The sequence below is a fragment of the Chloroflexota bacterium genome, assembly GCA_018648225.1.
Classification (GTDB): domain Bacteria; phylum Chloroflexota; class Anaerolineae; order Anaerolineales; family UBA11858; genus NIOZ-UU35.
Map to the genome: position 1 here is coordinate 13,231 of JABGRQ010000199.1, position 19,473 is coordinate 32,703.

The 19,473-nt window shown below is 52.2% G+C and carries 18 protein-coding genes; all 18 read right to left on the minus strand.

Annotation, left to right across the window (positions count from 1 at the left end; all coding sequences use genetic code 11):
- Positions 1-22: 22 nt before the first annotated feature.
- Entirely contained in the window at positions 23-1,051 is a 1,029-nt protein-coding gene (locus HN413_17125) for a glycosyltransferase family 2 protein (protein MBT3392123.1), read from the minus strand.
- Between the two features lie 86 nt (positions 1,052-1,137).
- Positions 1,138-2,073 (minus strand): glycosyltransferase family 2 protein, encoded by a 936-nt coding sequence (locus tag HN413_17130; protein ID MBT3392124.1) that lies wholly within the window; start codon positions 2,071-2,073, stop codon positions 1,138-1,140.
- A gap of 77 nt (positions 2,074-2,150) precedes the next feature.
- Positions 2,151-3,050: a class I SAM-dependent methyltransferase gene (locus HN413_17135; protein MBT3392125.1), complete on the minus strand. Its 900-nt coding sequence runs from the start codon at positions 3,048-3,050 to the stop codon at positions 2,151-2,153.
- A 57-nt stretch (positions 3,051-3,107) separates the two neighbouring features.
- Positions 3,108-4,004, minus strand: coding sequence for a hypothetical protein (locus tag HN413_17140; protein ID MBT3392126.1), 897 nt, complete (start codon positions 4,002-4,004; stop codon positions 3,108-3,110).
- Between the two features lie 2 nt (positions 4,005-4,006).
- Positions 4,007-4,834, minus strand: coding sequence for a glycosyltransferase family protein (locus tag HN413_17145; protein ID MBT3392127.1), 828 nt, complete (start codon positions 4,832-4,834; stop codon positions 4,007-4,009).
- Entirely contained in the window at positions 4,831-6,147 is a 1,317-nt protein-coding gene (locus HN413_17150; protein MBT3392128.1) for a DUF4910 domain-containing protein, read from the minus strand. The genes HN413_17145 and HN413_17150 overlap by 4 nt, the downstream gene beginning before the upstream one ends.
- 121 nt (positions 6,148-6,268) lie before the next feature.
- Positions 6,269-7,021 carry an AAC(3) family N-acetyltransferase gene (locus HN413_17155; GenBank protein MBT3392129.1) on the minus strand — a complete coding sequence of 251 codons (753 nt, stop codon included), beginning with the start codon at positions 7,019-7,021 and terminating at the stop codon, positions 6,269-6,271.
- Between the two features lie 149 nt (positions 7,022-7,170).
- Positions 7,171-8,007 (minus strand): methyltransferase, encoded by an 837-nt coding sequence (locus HN413_17160; GenBank protein ID MBT3392130.1) that lies wholly within the window; start codon positions 8,005-8,007, stop codon positions 7,171-7,173.
- A complete protein-coding gene (locus HN413_17165; GenBank protein ID MBT3392131.1) occupies positions 8,004-9,137 on the minus strand; it encodes a glycosyltransferase family 4 protein in 1,134 nt (377 codons plus the stop codon). Before HN413_17165 ends, HN413_17160 begins: the two co-directional genes overlap by 4 nt.
- A 59-nt stretch (positions 9,138-9,196) precedes the next feature.
- On the minus strand, positions 9,197-10,279 hold the full coding sequence (locus HN413_17170) for an N-acetylneuraminate synthase (GenBank protein ID MBT3392132.1): 1,083 nt from the start codon (positions 10,277-10,279) through the stop codon (positions 9,197-9,199).
- 21 nt (positions 10,280-10,300) lie between these two features.
- Positions 10,301-10,660, minus strand: coding sequence for a response regulator transcription factor (locus HN413_17175; GenBank protein ID MBT3392133.1), 360 nt, complete (start codon positions 10,658-10,660; stop codon positions 10,301-10,303).
- Positions 10,657-12,435, minus strand: coding sequence for a hypothetical protein (locus HN413_17180; GenBank protein MBT3392134.1), 1,779 nt, complete (start codon positions 12,433-12,435; stop codon positions 10,657-10,659). Before HN413_17180 ends, HN413_17175 begins: the two co-directional genes overlap by 4 nt.
- A 1-nt stretch (position 12,436) precedes the next feature.
- Positions 12,437-13,357, minus strand: coding sequence for an SDR family oxidoreductase (locus tag HN413_17185; GenBank protein MBT3392135.1), 921 nt, complete (start codon positions 13,355-13,357; stop codon positions 12,437-12,439).
- Positions 13,358-13,424: 67 nt separating this feature from the next.
- Positions 13,425-14,432 (minus strand): UDP-N-acetylglucosamine 4,6-dehydratase (inverting), encoded by a 1,008-nt coding sequence (gene pseB, locus HN413_17190; GenBank protein ID MBT3392136.1) that lies wholly within the window; start codon positions 14,430-14,432, stop codon positions 13,425-13,427.
- Positions 14,433-14,513: 81 nt separating this feature from the next.
- Complete coding sequence (locus HN413_17195; GenBank protein MBT3392137.1) at positions 14,514-15,383, minus strand: class I SAM-dependent methyltransferase; 870 nt, start codon at positions 15,381-15,383, stop codon at positions 14,514-14,516.
- Between the two features lie 7 nt (positions 15,384-15,390).
- Positions 15,391-16,398: a sulfotransferase gene (locus HN413_17200; protein MBT3392138.1), complete on the minus strand. Its 1,008-nt coding sequence runs from the start codon at positions 16,396-16,398 to the stop codon at positions 15,391-15,393.
- 2 nt (positions 16,399-16,400) lie between these two features.
- Positions 16,401-18,008, minus strand: a complete 1,608-nt coding sequence (locus tag HN413_17205) for a hypothetical protein (protein ID MBT3392139.1) — start codon at positions 18,006-18,008, stop codon at positions 16,401-16,403.
- A 61-nt stretch (positions 18,009-18,069) separates the two neighbouring features.
- Positions 18,070-19,395, minus strand: coding sequence for an ABC transporter ATP-binding protein (locus HN413_17210; GenBank protein ID MBT3392140.1), 1,326 nt, complete (start codon positions 19,393-19,395; stop codon positions 18,070-18,072).
- Positions 19,396-19,473 lie beyond the last annotated feature (78 nt).

Genomic DNA, 19,473 nt, shown 5'->3' on the forward strand with positions numbered 1-19,473 from the left:
TTAAACACCAAATACCTGCAACCTATTTTTTCGTGTAGAGAAGATCAAAAAGCAACGAATACAAACGCCGGACGATGCGCTCCAGAGCGGTGAAGCGCTTCACGGCTTTGACCAGCATGTTCTTTACCAGGTTATGCTTTTTGTGCGTAGCATTGGACGCTGGCATAACAGACACACCGGCACGCTGGCGAACTTCAAACGCTTCCGCGGCATGACGACCTTGCAGGCTGTTGCCCATGTGGTAAACCAGCGCATCGGTGGTGGAAAGCTGCAAATAACCCAGTGCTTCCATCCGCCGATTGATTTGCATATGGTCATCGGAGTCGAGCGTGTGGGTGGTGGGCAGTGGGATGATTTTGCGCGCCGCGTCCCGCCGGATTATAAATTGCATGGAGGTACTACCCATCACTGCCTGCGTGTTACCTTGCGAAGGAATGAGCAACAATAACCGGTTTTGCGCCATTTTTTTGCGAATTTCAGCGGATGCATTAACACCATCGCAATATTCTTCAAAAGCATAAGAGAGGGGGTTAACTTCGTCGATTTGTACGCCCGAAAGCGCGCGGCCCATTTTTTCAGCAATCTGACGCATACGCTGCGTCTCGTTGAAAAATCCTGGCTGCGCGCTAACGATGCCAACTTGCTCGAAAGTATCAAAAATTTCCAAACTGCGTTCAACCCATCCGGGCCGAAACAGTACATCGCTATCCGTTGAAACGATGAATTCGTTGGGCATAGATGAAAAAATCCAGTTCAGTACCCCGGTTTTACCCAGATTATGACGCGAAAGCATCAGCCAATCAATCATACCATCCTGATATTGCTGGGTCAGAAATTGGGTCACTTCTTCGCAACTACCGTTATCAAAAACCATCACATCGGCCTGATCGCCAATCGTTTGGTGCAAGCTCTGCAAGTGGATAGCGAAAACATCCAGCGACTCGCGAAAAAAACCTTCCAGCACCGGCATAAAGGTGATGGAAACAATACCTATCCGTTTGGGATGATAGACGGGGTAACGGTTACGAACCGGGTTACTGCCAATGCGCATAATTTAAAAGGGTAAATTGGTTCAATCTGAATATAAGTTGGGATGTATTCATACCGGCGGGAGAGAATTGAACCAATTTTTCGGGTTCAACGATCAAAATATAGGCTAAAGATTTGATGATACAGCCACATGAGCGGCTTCTTGACCCAGGGCTGATTGACAAGCCGTCGGCGCGGGCGATAGGGTTGGGATATATACTCGCCGGGCAGGGTATTGCCCATGTGCGCCACCAGCGGATCGGCCGTCATCAGACGTAGATATCCCGCTGCGTTAAGTTGTTCATCGAGGGTGCGCACCTGCCCCATCGGCCTGTCCATCTCAAAGGGCAGAAATTCTTGCAGCACTCGTTTGTGCGCTACAAATTGAAAATGCGCCGCGCCCGCATAGGCTTGCACACCGCAGTAGCTCAACTTCCAGTCGCAGCTTTCGCTGAACCACTCGATCGACTGTGCCTCCTCGATGCCGCAACTCAACGAGTGCTGGTTGAAAATCTCCCAACTCGTGAATTGTCCCTGTTCCAGTTCTGCATCCGAGGTTTGACGCGCCCAATCGAGGGTAGCCGAAAAATAATGTTCTTTGCTACGCAACGGTCGCGCCGTGACCATGCCCACGCTGGGAAAGGTCTGTAATATCGCCAGCGACTGCTCCAGCCAGCCGGGATGATAAAGAATATCGCTATCGGCATAGGCGATAACTTCGCCGGGCGCGGCGTTGAAGACGAAGTTCCACGCGCCCCCTTTGCCAATATTTTTCCCAGAGAATATCAGATATTGAATATTCCCGGCATCATATTCGGCTTGTAGAAAAGCGCGCGTCTCTGAACCGCTGCCGTTGTCGAAGATGAGCAAATCAAACGGCTCTGGCGTACTCTCGCGCAGGCTGGACAGGCTCTTTTTGAGAACGTCCAGGCTTTGGGCATAGTATCCGCTCAAAAAGGGGATGTAGGTGACGATGGCAACAGTCACAGCCCGGGGCTGGGCAACGCTATCGACTGATTTGGCAGGGTTTTGTCCGAGGCGCATTTTCTATTCGCAACCGCAGATGCACGCCGATAAACGCAGATAAAAAACATCCGCGTGCATCTGCGTTCATCAGTGGTTCACTTTACCGGAATCCAGGTTTGTTTGGGAAGCAATTTCGTCAACACTCGCCGCCAGAGCATCCCAACACGGCGTTTGAAACCAACATTGCGCTCGCCCCTCACCCCTGGCCCTCGCGACAGCATACCCGAAGGGTGCTCTCCCGAGGCGAGAGGGGAAGCGACTACGGTAAGATAAAGCGGCAGCAGCCTCGAGCGCGGCTGGCCGTGTTTTTTCAGCGCAATAACTTCGTACCCGGCTTGAGTCAGAATCTGTCGCAGGGTGTGGGCGCTGAAGCTGGTCATGTGGGCAATTTCGAAGCTCTCATGGGCGTAGAGATTGGGCACTTCAATCAAGATCACCCCCGAGGGAATCAGCACGTCTCTGCGCAGTTTTGCAAGATACGCTACCGGGTCGGGGATATGTTCCAATACGTGCGCCATGCTAATCAGGTCGAAAGGCTTTTCATCTGCATCCCTCATATCAGAGAGATCGGCGAATACCGTCAGGCCGTTTTTATGGGCGTAGGCACGATAAGCTTCGCCCGGCTCAATCCCCGCGGCGACGCAGTTGAAGGCTTCTGCAAAACGCCCTAACAAAATTCCAGAGGATGCACCAATATCGAGGTAACGCCGTGGGGCAATCTTTTGCGCGACGAGGAAGGCCAGTAGCCAGTCGGCGCGGCCATTTTGTACGACCAGGTCTTTCTGCGTAGGGCCTTCAGCGCCCTGGTAAACCTGACGATATTCGCGAGCGTAAAACGTATCCAACTCGGCCGCGGTCATACGCGGTGACTGGAATACCAGCCCGCAATTGGCACAAAGGCGGTTTTCCACCACCTGTTCTCTAAACTGGCGTTGGTCAAAAAGTTGGCTTTTCTCGTGCTCACAAAGCGGGCAATTCGTTATGTTTTCAGGCATAGGTTTTCAAACCAGGTTACAGGCACTTTATATATGCCTGTAACCTTTAAGGATTATTTACTGCCCCACCAGCTTGCGGCGCAGCAGGCGCAGGCGTTTGGTAATAAGCCAACGCAAACCGCGCTGGCTGGGCGAATAGACCAGTCGTTCCAGGCGACGCACCAGTCGTTCGGGCTGGTGCCGCGCCGGCTGCACCTGTCCGGAAAGCAATTCATGGCTGGCATCCAAAGTCATATACATATTTTGCATTCCACCCCCTAGCGCGGCATTGATGTGCGTCTCTTCGAGATCGTAGTGCATTTGTCCATCAGGCAGGTGGCTATAATCATGATTTTGATGAATCGCCATCAGGCTTCCGGATGCGTCCACCACAGGCCATTTTTGCTTAAGCCCCTGGTAGATCATCCAGTTATCCCAACCGGCGCGGCCAATCGCAAAATCGGGGATATTTTGGAAAATAGAACGCGGAAAGATGAAATAATCGCTGCCCGCGGGGGCGTGCAGTTCCCCCTGAGAGCGGACGATCTCACTCAGGGCTGATTCCCATCCCGGTGTGAAGGGCAACCCCTGGCGGATGTCCAGGTCCCAGCGCCGCCCGACGATGAGGAATTTCTGCACCTGAGCAGCCACCAGGCGCGCAGTCTCGATGAAATCGGGCAACAACAATATATCGGCATTGACATAAGCCAGCAGTGGCGATTCGCTATATTGGCGCGCCAATGCAAAAATCGAACTCACCAGCGGCGTACCAAACTCGTTGCGGGCCACATCTGGCAGATGTTTGACGCCATACTCAGCGGCAACTTCGGCCAGACCATTTTCTTCACCAATTAGCAGCACCTCCACATTCGCGCCAAGTTGAATCCACGATTGAATGGCATTGCGTTGGATAATATTGATATGCCTGTCGGTGAAGGGTTTAGGGGAAGTAAAGATGGTGAGGTAGGGCATCATCACTAATTTCGCTCGTCAATGTCTAAGTGAGTCTTGTGCTGCACGGCGGCGTTGATGCGTGCCAAATTGGGTTCGCGCTCGATGAGGGCCAGCACATCTTTCCAGGAGAAGCGATCATCGGGGAAACGCGCGGCTATCTGGCGGATGAGTTCCAAATCTTCAGGGGTGTCTACCGTCCAGCGCTGATGCCCGAAATCCGGATGGTAGTGCAGCAAGGCAATTTGCATCCCGTCAGGGGTCATCCCGCTAGAGAAAAGGGCATCTGTTATTTGTGGACGCAGATACGCTACCGGAGTTTCTTCGTAAAAAAATGGGGTCACATGCTCGCGCTGGTGTTTTGCGATGGCGCGCTTCCAGGCTTTTTCCAGGGCGCTAAAAGTGAAAACTTCTGTATCCAGGCCAATGGGATACGTACGTCCCCAGGGCGGGGGCAAGCGATTGGCAACGAAGTCGAAGCGTGGCGTGCGGGTTCTGCCACCAATCAGCGTGTTGACAGCATCATCCACCAGAACGGGGTCAATCAAGGGGCAATCGGCGGTGATGCGCACAATTACATCGGCTCGTGCGGCTTTGGCGGCCTGATAATAGCGATCTAATACATCATGCACGCTACCGCGCGAACAATTATAGCCTTGAGCCTGGCAAAATTCGACAACAGCATCATCGCTGGGGTCGGTGGTTGTGGCAACCACTACTTCTTCAACAGTCTGCGCCAGGCGGGTGCGCTCGACAACCCAGGCCAGCATGGGACGCTCTGCGATGGGTAACAGCACTTTGCCCGGCAGGCGGGATGAACTCATGCGGGCTTGAATAATGGCGACAATCTTCATGCGACTTGTGTCTCACCAGGAATTGGCAGATGTTCAACGAAGCCCTTCGCCCGGAACTTCTCAACATACTCGCGCACGACCCAATAGTCCAGGCCAACTTCCTGGGCGATATCGAAGATACTGTGCTGGCCTTCAAAACTCATCATAATTTTTTCGATGGCACGGTTGAGGGCAAAATTTTCTTGCCAGTCTACCCACAGACCATGCCCGGAGAGAAACACAGGCCCTTTAAAAGTGCGTTTGGGAATATAGTTACTGGCGTAGATACGCACAATTTTTTCAACAACATCCGCCGCGTCTTGTAGCATTTCTTCTTCAATGATGTCAGGGTTATCGTCCGTGGTGTGGTATTCATCGTAGGGCCAGCGATTGATGGAAATACACGGCACATTGACGCCCGGCCCGTTAATGACGCGTTCATCATTGGGCGGAAAATCGGCAAAATTGCGCTCGACGTGTTCAGCATTCTCTAAAACGTGAGCCGTGATGCGGTCAAGCAGGTGATTATACTGGCGGGTGTGATGCCAGGCAATCGGGCTGTCGTTTCCAGTCATTTCGATAAAAATTCCACCCTTTAATTGGGGGATCAAATCTTCATGATGCGCCAGATAGACAATCGTACCGATGGTTTCGGGACCAAACCAAAAACGCACATCCATCGAACCGGACGGCAGGGGGTTTGTGGCTAGCCGCTGAGCAACTTCGACAGCGGTGACGACGCCAGCGGTATCATCGTTAGCCTGCATGGGGTGGCACAGGTGAGACGAGATGAGCATCTCGCCCGCATCGGGTGTAGAACCGCCCTCAGGCTGGATGACCCCCACTGAGACCCGAAAGCCGCCTGCTTCGGGGGCTGACAAAAACTCCGAGCGAATCACCACTTGATAACGCGCATCCCGCGGTAAAACGTCAAAGACATCTTTGGGCAGACAAAAGCCCCACTCACGCTGATAGTATTTAAAAATCCAGGGCGTGGCCCAGGGGCGCGCTTCGTTGTAATGCAGGTGCGGAGCCAACTCGTCCCAGGTGAGTACTGCATCGATTGGCGGCGAATAGGAGACAATATGCAGCGGGTTATCAGCAAAATCCACAATGCGGCGACCATCTTCGAAGGCCAGGTAGGCTTCATGCACGCGGTAACGCTCTGGTACGCGCCACGTCCAGACTGGCGTATTAGGAACAAAACTCTCGACGGTGTAATTGGCCGCAGCGGGCATGGCTTCGCCGACAATGCGCAGGGCTTCGTCCATCTCGGCGGAGGCGAGAGTGCGATGTAGGGGGTGGATGCGTGTGAGGAGGGATTTGAGTTTCATATTTTTTCACCACAAAGACACAAAGGCACGAAGGAGATAAATAACATCTCCTTTCTTTGAGTCTTCGAGCCTTGGTGGTTCATTTCATGGCGCATTATCAGAAAGTATCCTTGGGGAAACCTTATTTAGCAATTTCATACAACAATTTTGGATCGCGGCGCATTTCGCGAGCGGTGAAATCGTAGATTTGGTTGGCGTTCATCAGCGAGACTTTGGCTGCGCCAATTTGCGCCACGGTGATAATTCCGGCTTCTTCGGCCAGGGCGCCCATCGGGTCTACCATCGTCTCAACGCCTTGATCGATATCACGTACCAACATTTGGAAGGAATCTTCGTAGGTTTCGCCGTTCTCGTCTGTGACTATACCGGTGAAGGTTTTTAAATAACGATAATCCACACCTTCGAGTTCTTCAACATGGTGAAAAAAAGTCATGCTATCGTTGTAACTCAGGCCGACGACCATAATTTTGCCGTCGAGTTGGCGCAGCTTACCAAAGAGCGAGTTGCGCTCGTAGCTGCTCTTGTAACGTTCACGAGTGAGAAAGTCGGCCTGCGCTCCAATGGCGGAAAATGAGTAAATCGGATGAAAGACGCGCTGGCTACGCGGATCTTTGCGCACTAACTCAGTAATAATGCCCATGTGCGAGGGGGTTTCGTTGACATCCCAGGTTTGACCTTTGCAAAAATCAAAATTGAAGGTGGGCATAATCAGAGTGCCTTCCTCGCCCAGCACATGCAGCAGGGCATCAATCACAATCTGCGGGCCGCCCTCTACGCCGCCGAAGGATTTGTAAGATGAGTGGGTGAGCAGCGTGTCACCTGCTTTTACCCCGATGGCTTGAAATTCTACAATCAAATTATCTTTGGTAAGCATCTTCAACTCCAAATTTATCACGAATGAATACGAATAACACCAATGACACGAATTTGATGAACACAGATTTTTTATCGCTTCATCCGATTTATCTGTGGCTATTTGCCAAATGCACGGTAGAAAAATTCGTGATAAAAGTCCATAAATTTTTATTTTAGCGACAACACCCCAAAAGCCTGTGGCCGTGGCAGCACAGCGCTAAAACCGGCTTGCTTCAAACGCCGAACAACACCACTGGTCACGCGTGCGCCGGATTTGCTCTCCGGGCTGCCAATATAGTGAAACATGCGTCCGTTGGATTTCAGCACACGATGGGCCTGACGATAGAATTCCAGCGAATATAGTTCCCCAGCCAGACTAAACATGGGCGGGTCGTGGATGATGGCGTTAAATCTCTCGGCGGGAAAGGTCTCAATCAGATCGTTGCTGTCGCCAATGAGCTGCTCAATCTTGGGGTTGTCGAACAGCCCTTGCGACCAGGGGTTTTGGCGGGCAATTTTCTGCGCCGCGGGGTCAAGCTCCACGGTGGTGATATGTGTGGCTTTCTCGGCGGCTAAAATCGCCGTGTAGCCCAACCCGGTAGTGGTATCCAACAGGCATCCACCCACTCGCCCCAACGCTTTGATCTTGCTGCGCGTATCCCGCCAGGGGTTGGTATCCTTGATACGGTGCATCGGGATACCAGAAACCAGCATCGTCGGAGCCGACTCGGTGGGGTAAAGCGTGTAGGCGCGTTGAAAAGTCTCTGAAAAAACCTGAATAGCCTGGGCTTGACCATCTTCGACCCAAAAGCAGCTATTCTCATCGGCGGCAATTTCGGCAAGCACATCCCAGGCCAATACGTTATCGTCTGAGAAACGCGCACCGATTTCTGTCAAATCAACTGTGAGCCTAGAAATGCCTAAATCGAGTGATATTTCGATTGTGGATTGGCGATCCCGAACCTGAAGCAAGGGTCTGGCTTGATGATGTGAGAGAACAATCATGCGGATAGGGCCAGACGGTAGACTTCGAAAAGTTTGGGGAAATTCTTCTCCCAGTCGGCGCGTGACTCTGCTAAATGGCGGGCGGCTACACTCATAGCAGGTAACTGCTCCCGAAGGTCAAGGGCATGAAGAATGCCATCCCGCAGAGAGGCCATATCGCCATCTTTGAAGAGCCAACCGCTGCGACCCTCACCCTCCCCCGCTTCGCTCCCCCGCTTCACCCACTCCTGATTGCCGGGAATGTCAGTCAGCAGCACGGGTGTGCCACAAGCCAGCGCTTCGAGCAGCGAAATCGATGTTCCGTCGCTGTGAGATGTACTAATATATAAATCGGCGGCGCGGTAATAGTTGGGCAAATCGGCCTGCTTGACCTGCCCCGGAAAATGCACCCGGTCGAGCAGATCGGCATTCATGAAGATGCGCCGGATGGTTGGGGCCAGCGGGCCATTGCCGAGCATCAGCAGGCGTAACTCCGGGCGCTGGCGGGCCGCCTGGACGAAGGCCTGCGCCAAATCTTCGACACCATAAATGGGCGACCACCCGCGGGTGGAGAGAAGAACAAAGGTATCAGCACCCCAACCCAGACGCTTCCGCAAGCCGCCATCATCGCCGGGAGCATATTTCTGGATATTTGCCCCCCACGGAAAGGTCACAATCCGCTCCGGATTCATGCCATGTTGGACAGCCAGATTGCGAATCGTATCGCAATCACCTAAAAAAGCCGCACTGCGCTTGAGGGTGTATTCGGTTGCCCACCGCCACCAACGATTGCGGTCTGCATCCATGAGCAGATCGTAGCCCCACGACATACTCACAAGCCGGCGAAAGCCAGTCAGGGCGGTGAGCAAAGCTGCCGTCTGGATGGGGCCGGCTTGAACAATATCAGGCTTGAAAGTGCGAATCACCCTCTTTAAACTGCGAACCAGCCGGAGCGCATCCCGCAGTTCCGCTTTGGATTGGCCACCCGCCCAGTGGAGTTGTTCAATTTCCGGGGGCAAAGGCCGATCATCGAGGGCATGTCCCCGACTTTCCAAACGCAGATAGCCAATCTGATGCTCAGTCTGTGCCAGCTTCGATAAAAAGCGATGGTCGTGAGTCGTATACTCTCTCGAAAAGTATAGGATTTTCATGTTGGGTTGAATGTTGAAAGTTGAAGGCTACAAACAACCTTCAACTTTCAACCTATAACTTATGAACTGATATTCTCCCAGCGCAAATCCATGCCATAGGGCATATCGATGAGAGCTTTTTTGCCAACGAGCTGCTCAAGTTCCCAGGGCTGAACCGCGCCTTCAACATTTGGGCGCAGCGGCTCGAGCATATCGGCAGTTATGATTTCTCCAGCTTTAATTTCACAGGCGGCGCGCAGGCAGCGGCGTTGCAGCCAATAGGTCTCCTGCTCGTTGCCGGTGACGAATTTGTCATACGAGCCTAAGGCGCGCTCCAGCGTGCGGACTTGCAGCACCATCTCGGCCCAGTTTTCGGGGTTCATGGCGAATTTGTGGTCGGGGCCTTCACGGTCATTGCTATCGGTGAAGTGACGCTCAATCAGGCGCGCTCCCATCGTTACTGCGCCAACCACCGGTGCTGAACTGTGGGTGTGGTCGGAGAGCCCCAGCACAAGATCGGGGAACATGGCGGCGTAAGTTTTTAGTACATTGAGGTTGAGGTGATCGTAGTTCGAGTCGGCGGCGGTGTAGTTGGTATTGCACTGGAAAAGCACGATCTCATTGTTGTGAGGCCGCACAGCGCGCACCGCCCGCACCACGTCGCCAATATCAGCCGCACCCGATGCAATCAATATGGGTTTGTCGAATTTCGCCATGCGCACCAGCGCATCGGGCCAGGACATGAGGCCCGAACCGGCTTTGAAAGCCGGGACGTAAGCATCGAGCATGTCTATGGCTTCGTAGTCGTAAGGCGATGAGAAGTAGTGAATGCCGACTTTGTCGCATTCTTTTTTGAGGATCGGCGTCCAGTCGAAGGGGACGGCAGCATCGGCATAAACTTCAAATACGCTCTTCTTCCAGGATGCCTGATGCGATAGCTGCCCGCCCAGTGATTTGAAACCATAATCGGAGACAATCTTGGAAGCACGAAAGTTCTGGAATTTAGCCGCGTCGGCTCCGGCTTCTTTCGCCAGACGGATGAGCATTTTGGCGCGTTCCAGGTCGCCGTCGTGATTGGCAGCAATATCGGCAATGAAATAGGTGGGGTGATTCAGGCCAATTTTTTGACCGGCGATGGTGATTTCGGGAGCGGGGATTATCATAAGATGTCTCCTTTATCTCGGTTACGGGCGCAGGCGAGCCGAAAGTTCACGCAACTGGTGGAAACTAATGGGCTTGGTCAATACAAGATCCGCTTCACCGCGCAGCGATTCGGCCAAAGCCGCATCGGCACTGACAATGATCACACGCATATCTTCCAAACGTTCATTAGAGCGAATATACAACAAAATATCCTTACCAGATACTTTTGGCAAATGAATATCCAGGATCATAATGGCTGGAATCGTTTCTTCCAGACGATCCAAAACAGCTTGCCCATTGGAAAAAATTTCGGTTTCGTAATCCGCAGCTTTCAAAGCCTCTTCAAAGACCGTTACGATGGTCAGATCATCTTCAACAATAAATGCCAGGGGCTTGGTCATGATGCTTCCTCCATACGCTCAGATGTTGGGATTTCAAGGGGTAACAGCACCGTAAACACAGCGCCCTCTCCCTCTTTGCTAACTAAACGCACTTCACCACCCATCAAGGTCACAAGTTGTTTAACGATGGCCAATCCCAGCCCAACGCCATCTTGCTCTCTGGTAATCGAATAATTCGCTTGCCGAAATGCATCAAACAAGTGTACTTGCACCGGCTCAGGAATGCCAATGCCGGTATCAGCAACTTCCATTGCCCAATGCGTATCATCCGGACAAAAAGCACGAACTTTTACACTGCCCTGATCGGTGAATTTAATGGCATTATCAACCAGATTCGCCAAAATTTGATATAGCCTAGTCGCATCACCACACAGCATGGGAGGAATATCAGGCGCTATCTCTATGGAAAACACCAAACTTTTCTCTTGAAAGGCAGCCGCAAAATTTTCCTGTATCTGTTTTATCAAGTCAGCTACCTGATAAGCATTCATCGCCAAACTAAATTGACCACTTTCCAAACGCGTCAAATCCAATAGATCATTAACAAGGCTGGTCAGATAATTCGTTCGGCCAATAATGCGCCGTAAAACCTCGCCCTGTTGCTCAGTTACCGAGCCATAGACCCCATACTCCATCATTTCCACCAGCCCTAAAATGCCCCCAATCGGGGTGCGCAACTCGTGCCCAACTTTAGCCAGAAACTCTGTGCGTACCTGAGCCATCGCCAACGCTTCTTCAGCCAGCTTGTCACGGGTAATATCGCTCAACATCACCAGGCGTCCGGTAATTTTGCCCGTCTGCGTATGAATTGGCGAAATTTGCACTTTGAGATATTGCCGAGCATCACCCACAGGGACAGAAATCTCTTCGGTAATTTCAAAAACGCCCGCAAATTGCGCCAGGATTTCAGGCCACCGGCCAAACACCTGATCGGCTGTCAAACCGTTGATACTGCTACCTTCACTATTGATCATCACTAAAGCAGCCGGGTTCGCATCCACCACACGATCATGCTGATCGAGGACAAACATGGCTATGCTCATATTATCCACAACCAACGAACGCGCCACCGGCACCATATCAAACAACCGGAACCGGAAGATCCCCCACCCCAGGATGATGGCGCTGCCGGTGAAAGCAAACGGCCCTAAATCAAGCTGTGGAACCGGGCTGATTCGAGCAATATAAAGCGCGTTCCCCACCCAGGGGAGAATCGGGCTGAGGATCAACAAAACCAATTGCCAGCGATAAGCCGCCGGAAAATTCCACAGGGCAATGATCAACGCCACAGAGCCAACAAAGAGCAGCACATAGGCGTACACGAAATATATCCACCACCCAACCCCATAAGTTGCATCCAGCATCACAAAAGGGCCATCCGTGTTGAGCGTCAACGCAGACCAGTGCCAACCGTGCCACTCATTCGTGAACGCAGAAATAACGGTGAGTACCGGAATAACACTTAAAATGGCAATCCACACGGGTTTCCACCACTGCTCGCGTCCGGAGAAACCCATCGCAAAGAGAAACCATCCCACCGGGATATACGCGATCCCCACATACTGGAATTTCGACCACAGAATAATTGTGGTAATATCTTGCGCCCAAACTTCCAGGGCATAGAAAAGCGACCAGGTAGCCAAAGATGCCGTCACCATTGCGAAAGCGCGCGCACCTGGTAGCTCCCGGCGTTGCCATGCAAAAAATGTCATCACCAATGCCGCAACCGCCGAGATGAACAACAATACAAAAACTAGAAGGGTTTGCCAGTTCATATCAATTTCTCCGAGTCATTTCTCGCAACATCTGTGGATAACTCTGTTGATAATGTTGATGAAACCGCTCCAACCCTGTGGATATTGTGGGGGGTATTGTGCCTAAATCGTGGATAAGTTTATCCACGCTCATCGTCAAATTGGGGGAACGCGTAGCCCGCAGACCCGCGGCAGAAACAGCGATGGGCGCGATCAGCTCGGGGTTGAGTGCAAATTTTTGAGCGATTTCTACCCCGAAAGTGTACTTGCTCATATGATCGCTGCTGAAAACATGGTACAACCCGCTCAACCCCTTGGAAAGCATCTGCAAGAAGATATGCGCCATATCATTGGCATATAATGGACAAAAATATACATCCGTAAAGCCTTTAACTGACGCCCCGGCCTGGAGATTATAGAAAAAGAACTCTGCCAGACTACGTTGACCGAGCAGGCTCCAGCCAAACAAGTTGACTCTGACAATGATCGCATCGGGGTTGGCTTCCTGCACGGCGCGCTCCCCGGCCAGCTTGGTTTGAGCATAAACGCTCAGGGGATTCGGCGCATCTTCTTCAGTGTAGTTCCCCGTCACGCCATCAAAGACCGCATCCGTAGAAACATGCAACAGGCGCGCTCCGCCCCTGGCGACATAGCGAGCCAGTTTCCGGGGAAGATCAATATTCAATTCCCCGGCCAGTTCGGGGTCTTTCTCACAAGCTTCTAAATTTGCCAGGGCGGCACAATGGATTACCCAATCGGGTTGTACGTTATCGAAAAGGCGTTCTACTGTGCCGGGGGTACGCAGGTCTACCTGTTGAACCGAGAAAGCCTGTGTTTTCAAGGGGTGACGGTTGACAATGCCAACCACGTCATGATTTTGAGCAGCTTCTAAAGCAATATTGATACCCAGCAAGCCGCTTACCCCGGTCACTAAAATTTTCATAAACACTTGCCCATATGCATTGCTAACGGGCCACGATTGAATCGTCGAGGCTATTCAAACTTGAGGGTCATGTTAATTTTCCTTGAGCAAATTCCTCCTCAAATGGAGCAATAATCTTTTTAATTTCGTCCAGTTCCAACCATTCAGTGTTTTTATCACTGGAATAGCGGAAACCATCGAGAACGGGGTCCCCTTTTTCTTGCCACTCACCACCGAACCAGAACGCTTCCACCGGAAGAACTACATACATATCGTCGAGTTCAATCGTCGAGCGTGATTCGTCACGCGAAATCATCATCTCATGCAATTTTTCCCCGGGGCGGATTCCGACTATATCGAGTTCAGCATTGGGAGCAATGGCTTTTGCTAAATCAACAACTTTCATGCTGGGAATTTTGGGGACGAAGACTTCCCCGCCCTGCATGTGTTCAATATTCTTGATGACAAAGCGTACACCTTGTTCTAGCGAAAGCCAGAAACGAGTCATGCGGTCATCGGTAACGCTCAGTGTGCCGCTGTCGCGCTGGCGCAGAAAAACTGGTACAACACTGCCCCGGCTGCCCACCACATTACCATAACGCACACAACTCAGGCGGGTGGCATATTTTCCGGCGTAGGCGTTGCTTTGTACAACCAGTTTTTCGGCAGCCAATTTCGTAGCCCCATAGAGATTCACCGGGCTGACCGCTTTGTCGGTACTCAGCGCGAGTACTTTTTTGACTCCGCTGTCGAGGGCGGCATTAACCACGTTGCTGCTGCCAAGAATATTGGTTTTGATGGCTTCCATCGGGTTGTATTCACACGCTGGAACCTGCTTGAGGGCGGCGGCATGAACCACAATATCCACCCCTTGCATGGCGCGCTTCATACGTTCCAAATCGCGCACATCGCCAATGAAATAGCGCAAATTGGGGTGATCGTAGCCAGCGGTGCGCATTTCGTGTTGTTTGAGTTCATCACGGCTGTAAACAATTATCTTTTTGGGCTGATATTCATCCATCAAGATGCGAATGAATTTTTTACCAAATGAGCCGGTGCCACCGGTAACGAGGACAACTTGTTCTTTCCAGTTCATATCAACTCCACAAGTATTATTTTTTTCTCACCACAAAGACACAAAGCTTTTTTTCTTCGTGTCTTCGTGGTAGATGTTCTTTCAATCTTTCCGAATCACGACCAACGGATACTGCCCGTTTTCGCCAAAGTAACGCGGGGCGCGCGCTTCGAGCCAGAATAACAGGCGCAGTAATATGCGCCCACCAAAACCGGAATGTACAAAAGTACGCAAGTGTTTTACACTGACGGCGCGCCAGACGAAGATGTCAAACGCCAGGATTGGAGTAAGCTGGTCTTTGAGCCACTCAGCATCGTATTTGCGTACGAAGGTGCTTTTGCGCTGTTCACTCTCCGGAGTTGGGGAGGGTTTCGCCGGGTGTAGCGGTGCCTGAATGCCAAAGATGCGCCGTAGAATGCCAATAATGCGATTCATCCAGCGCATGGGTTTGACTAATAACCGCGGGATGCGCGCATCCCCCCAGCCATTGACCACCACCCCTGTCGAATCAACCTTCAGGACACGGTACAACTCCTGATAAGCAGGGATGTGCTCATCCTGCGGCAGGTGATGCAGCGTGTGCAGCGAGACCAGTCCATCGAACACATCGTTGGCAAAGGGTAAATGAGCCACATCAGCAACCACGCACAGGGCATGGCCTTCGCCAGCGCGCTTGCGAGCATCTTTCAGGGCGACGTGCGAAATATCGGCACAGACACGAAAATCATAGCCCTGTGAGTAGGTCAAATATTCCGGGTACTGGATCGGGCCAGAACCAGCATCGAGCAAAAAATGCCCTGTCGGTTTGAGATGCCGATTGACGCGTAAATGACAGCGATGAATATAATCACGCGAGACCGGGCGCAAGTCTTCGTAGCGCGCATTTTGATACACACCCTCGCCGACTTCCTGCCACCCCACCTGATCGTAGAATTCGCGAACTTCTTGTTTTATGTCTGCTTCCGTACTCATGCCTGTCCTATAAATCAATCCCGGAAATATCCGTAGGGTCAATATTTGATAATACGTGGCGATAATAACTCAGCCACCCGCGAAAAATATGCAAACTTGAGGCCAGTGATGGCTTTGTTTCAGTTAAGTAGTCCGAACGCTGCATGGTTCTTCCAGTAATTTGCTCGATGGTCTGTGTTTCTAGTAGGGTGAGTTCGTCTTTCCAGCGTGCAACCGGCTGAGTGCTGATACCTGCCAACGAATCGGTAAAGGTCGAATTGCCTTCCCAGGGCATGCCCAACTCCGAAGGGGTTTTTAAAGTATCCGCGTACTCAATTTCCAGGAAACTCGTCAATTCTGTCAGGGCATTTTCCGGATTCTGTACCAGGTGCTCGTATTTGAAGATCAAATACCGACCGTGGCCATATTTGCGCTGATTCGCCCATCCCTGTTCGGCGCTTTTTTGCCAACGCAGGGCAAATTTGCGCGGCAGCACTTTTTTACGCCGAGGGTGATAGGAAACAAAAACATCGCGCGGATCGCGCATCACATGGATGCAGCGCGCTTCCGGCCACCAATTGAAAATCTGCTCGGCGAAGAATTCATTGAAAATCGATTTTTCCAGCCAGTAGCACGTTTCGGGGCCGATCAACTGGTATACCTGTCCAAACGCCAGAATCACCGCAGCCAATAAATCGCCGTCGTGACGATAGCCATAATCCTGAACATGCTGCTGAACCGCCAGACAGATTTGGGCGAAGGCTTGAATTTTGCGTGCCTCGGCAGGGAATTGCTCGAATTCGGCAGCCATCTCTGGGCGCAGTTTAAAGAACTGGAGTAAATATCTGGCAGCAAATTCAATGCGCTTATCGGCATTCAGTTTGGCGGCCTGAGGTAAAAATCCGCGGAAAAAGAAACTCTCAAACGGATATACAACGACCTGAGGATGCCCGTCAAACAAGGAGCGCAGCAAGCTGGTGCCAGAACGCGGATGACCACATAAAAAGATGGGGCGGTCGCGCAGGCTTTCAATCACGGCTACTCGTCTCCTGCCGCAGACAAAGACCAGTCAATGGGATCACCGACCAGATAGCGGAAGGTATTGCCAAAACGCGCCATCCCTTCCGGGCTGAAGACGCGCTCAATGCTCCAGTCTTCGACACTTTTCCAGATATTGGGCACACGCCAGGGGTAAGGTTGTGGATACTCGAAGAAAAAGCGGTAAGCGTAACACCAGGCTAATTCCACTTGTTCTTCGGATAAATAATAGTCCTTCGGGTTTTGCAGCACATTTTCCAAGAGTTCGAAAAATCCATCCCAAGATTCGGCATCCAGAGTAAAGCCTTTGCCGCGGTAGTGCGTCTGGCCGGATACGATGACCGGCTTGCCAATTAAGGCCATCTCCATACCAGTAGTGGTGGTGAACACCAGGCCAAAATCGGCGGCGTCTACCAGATCGTAGGTATTGACAGTCGAATCGGCAGGCAGAACGCGCACATTTTCGGGAAATTCTTTGAAGCGTTCCAGCAATATATCGTAGACTGAAAGCCCCCAGCCGACGCGCTCGCCCGGATGCACGCGGATGACCAGTTGCGCTTCGGGGTGCTGACCAAAGAATTTAATTGTGCGCGTCATCCATTCGGTCATCGATTCGCTAAAGAGATGGCGGCCCAATGTTAAGCTGTCACCCAGCACATTGGCAGGAATCAACACCAGGGGACGAGAATCCAGCCCGAGGTCGCGCCGCACCGCGCTCCCACCTACTTTGGGCGCATCCTGCCATTGGCGGGCGAAATTCTGCCACAAATTCGCTCCCTGCCGGGAAGCAAATAACTTTTCGATGCGTTCCTTTTCGATCGCGGTCAATGGCGTTTTGCCGCGCGCTTCCCACAAAGCCGAAGTATCCTGCCGCATAACATCATCATTTTGCGCCATCCACATGCGGCTGTCTTGCTCACCGAATTCGTAGGTGTTAACCGGGATGCCCAGATAACGCGCCACACGGTAGGTGATGCCAAACTCCAGAATACTGCCATTGGGCACGACGACAACATCGGGACGCTGTTTTTGCATATAGGCCAGCATCCGGCGGGCGTGAACTTCATTGCGCGCCTGACGCAGATAATACAGGTCGCTCTCGGGGTCAATATCTTCACGCAGCAGGCTGTATTGCGTATCACGGAAAGCCGCCGCGGGCATCTGCGCAGCCAGTTCAGCGGGGAGTACCCGCGCCTGGGGCGCATCGAGCAAGGATTCGATCTGGATAAAGGGCTTGACTTGCTCGACAACACTCTTGACGTACATATCTTGGCGACGCAAATCGAAGCGGTTGATATGCTTTTTCCAGTGGGCATAGGGCAGGTAGGTGAGGGTCACATCGTGCCCCAACGCGGCCAGCGCCAAACTGGTGATAAGGGTGTGTTCCAGCCAATAGCGCAGCACGCCAAATACCAGCACGCGTTTGGGCTGTTGCGCGTCAGTTTTCGCCGCCTGAGCCTGTTCCAACCATTGCGGTATATACTTTTCGAGGTTATCCAGGTGATAGCCCCCCACTGGCGGCTCGCTATTCTGGCGCAGCAGCCAGTAGAGTTCGGCGGTCAGAGGCAGTTCGCCCAGAATTTTTTTTGCGGTTTCTTTTGCAATCATTCAAATTTCCATAAGGAAGCCAGGAAACCAGGAGAAAATTCCTGGCTTCGTGGTTTCATCATCATTTACGATTTTTTTCTTCGATGCGCCATTGCAAACGCGGGCGGATCAAACCCACGCGCCGCTCCGACCACTGCTTTCCGGGTGCGCCCATGCCATCTACGTTGAAAGTCAGGGCACGTTCATCCATGAAATAACGTTTCACACGGAAAGAACTGGCGTTCAAACCCACAGTATAGCGACCTTCGTTGAGCAAATCCGGGGGAATGGTGCAAATGCTGCAATAATGCCCCGCCGGGCGGATACCAAATTGATTGTATTGTTCTGGCTCGTCGGTGTCGAAGGATGTAAAGACGTACTCGCCGCGGGCGCTCATCAGATACAGGCCAACGCGCAGCCCCTGGATGGGTTCGGCGAGTTCGTACTCGACCTCGAGGTGGATTGCCTCGGTGGAGCGGACGACATCCACGTTGTTTTGGCGTGCATCCCGCACGCGTAGCGCAATGGGGGTAAATGGCGCGGCGGCGTCAGGAATCTCATCGACTTCCCATTTGCGCTCTCCGGCTTCGGAAAAACCAGATGTCATATAGTAATCTACGGCTTCGACGGTTGGGGCGCGATATACGATCTTGCCGCCTTCTAACACAATCGCTTCCTCGGTCAGGCGTAAAATGGCCGACATATCATGGCTGACAAAAAGCACCGTGCGGCCTTCCTGAGCCACATCACTCATCTTGCCGATGCACTTGCGCTGGAATTCAGCATCACCCACAGCCAAAACTTCATCCACAACGAGAATCTCCGGCTCCAAATGGGCCGCCACGGCGAAGGCCAACCGCAAATACATACCGCTGGAATAGCGTTTGACCGGCGTATCAATAAATTGCTCCACACCCGAGAAATCCACGATCTCGTCGTATTTGCCATCGATTTCGTTACGCTTCATACCCAAAATGGCGCCATTGAGATAGATATTCTCGCGCCCGGTTAGTTCGGGGTGGAAGCCAGTCCCGACTTCGAGTAGAGAACCCACTCGACCGCGAATCTCAACTTCACCAACAGTCGGTTCGGTGACGCGCGAAAGCACTTTGAGTAGGGTACTTTTTCCGGCTCCGTTGCGACCAATCACGCCCAACACGGAGCCTTGTTCTACAGTGAAGGAAACATCACGCAACGCCCAAATCGTATCAGATTGCTCCGCGCCCGTAGGAGCCAGCCCGCGGCGGATGCGTTGAATCGGCCAGGTTGCGACATTGACAATACTCTCGCGCAGCGTACGATATTTTTCCGGCGCGATGCCGATGCGGTATTGTTTGCCGAGGTTTTCTACTCGGATAGCAAGGCCATCCGGCGACGGAGGACCGAGGACGTGGGACGGGGGAGTCATTTACGATTTCTCTTTCGGAAAGCTTGTAGTTTTATAAAGAATTGATGACCGCTATCTATCACGGCGTTTAGATCATCG

Bases quoted from the DNA above. Each gene is read 5' to 3' on its own strand.
- HN413_17125 (MBT3392123.1), bottom strand. From the start codon at position 1,051: ATGCGCATTGGCAGTAACCCGGTTCGTAACCGTTACCCCGTCTATCAT.
- HN413_17130 (MBT3392124.1), bottom strand. From the start codon at position 2,073: ATGCGCCTCGGACAAAACCCTGCCAAATCAGTCGATAGCGTTGCCCAG.
- HN413_17135 (MBT3392125.1), bottom strand. From the start codon at position 3,050: ATGCCTGAAAACATAACGAATTGCCCGCTTTGTGAGCACGAGAAAAGC.
- HN413_17140 (MBT3392126.1), bottom strand. From the start codon at position 4,004: ATGATGCCCTACCTCACCATCTTTACTTCCCCTAAACCCTTCACCGAC.
- HN413_17145 (MBT3392127.1), bottom strand. From the start codon at position 4,834: ATGAAGATTGTCGCCATTATTCAAGCCCGCATGAGTTCATCCCGCCTG.
- HN413_17150 (MBT3392128.1), bottom strand. From the start codon at position 6,147: ATGAAACTCAAATCCCTCCTCACACGCATCCACCCCCTACATCGCACT.
- HN413_17155 (MBT3392129.1), bottom strand. From the start codon at position 7,021: ATGCTTACCAAAGATAATTTGATTGTAGAATTTCAAGCCATCGGGGTA.
- HN413_17160 (MBT3392130.1), bottom strand. From the start codon at position 8,007: ATGATTGTTCTCTCACATCATCAAGCCAGACCCTTGCTTCAGGTTCGG.
- HN413_17165 (MBT3392131.1), bottom strand. From the start codon at position 9,137: ATGAAAATCCTATACTTTTCGAGAGAGTATACGACTCACGACCATCGC.
- HN413_17170 (MBT3392132.1), bottom strand. From the start codon at position 10,279: ATGATAATCCCCGCTCCCGAAATCACCATCGCCGGTCAAAAAATTGGC.
- HN413_17175 (MBT3392133.1), bottom strand. From the start codon at position 10,660: ATGACCAAGCCCCTGGCATTTATTGTTGAAGATGATCTGACCATCGTA.
- HN413_17180 (MBT3392134.1), bottom strand. From the start codon at position 12,435: ATGAACTGGCAAACCCTTCTAGTTTTTGTATTGTTGTTCATCTCGGCG.
- HN413_17185 (MBT3392135.1), bottom strand. From the start codon at position 13,357: ATGAAAATTTTAGTGACCGGGGTAAGCGGCTTGCTGGGTATCAATATT.
- pseB (MBT3392136.1), bottom strand. From the start codon at position 14,432: ATGAACTGGAAAGAACAAGTTGTCCTCGTTACCGGTGGCACCGGCTCA.
- HN413_17195 (MBT3392137.1), bottom strand. From the start codon at position 15,383: ATGAGTACGGAAGCAGACATAAAACAAGAAGTTCGCGAATTCTACGAT.
- HN413_17205 (MBT3392139.1), bottom strand. From the start codon at position 18,008: ATGATTGCAAAAGAAACCGCAAAAAAAATTCTGGGCGAACTGCCTCTG.
- HN413_17210 (MBT3392140.1), bottom strand. From the start codon at position 19,395: ATGACTCCCCCGTCCCACGTCCTCGGTCCTCCGTCGCCGGATGGCCTT.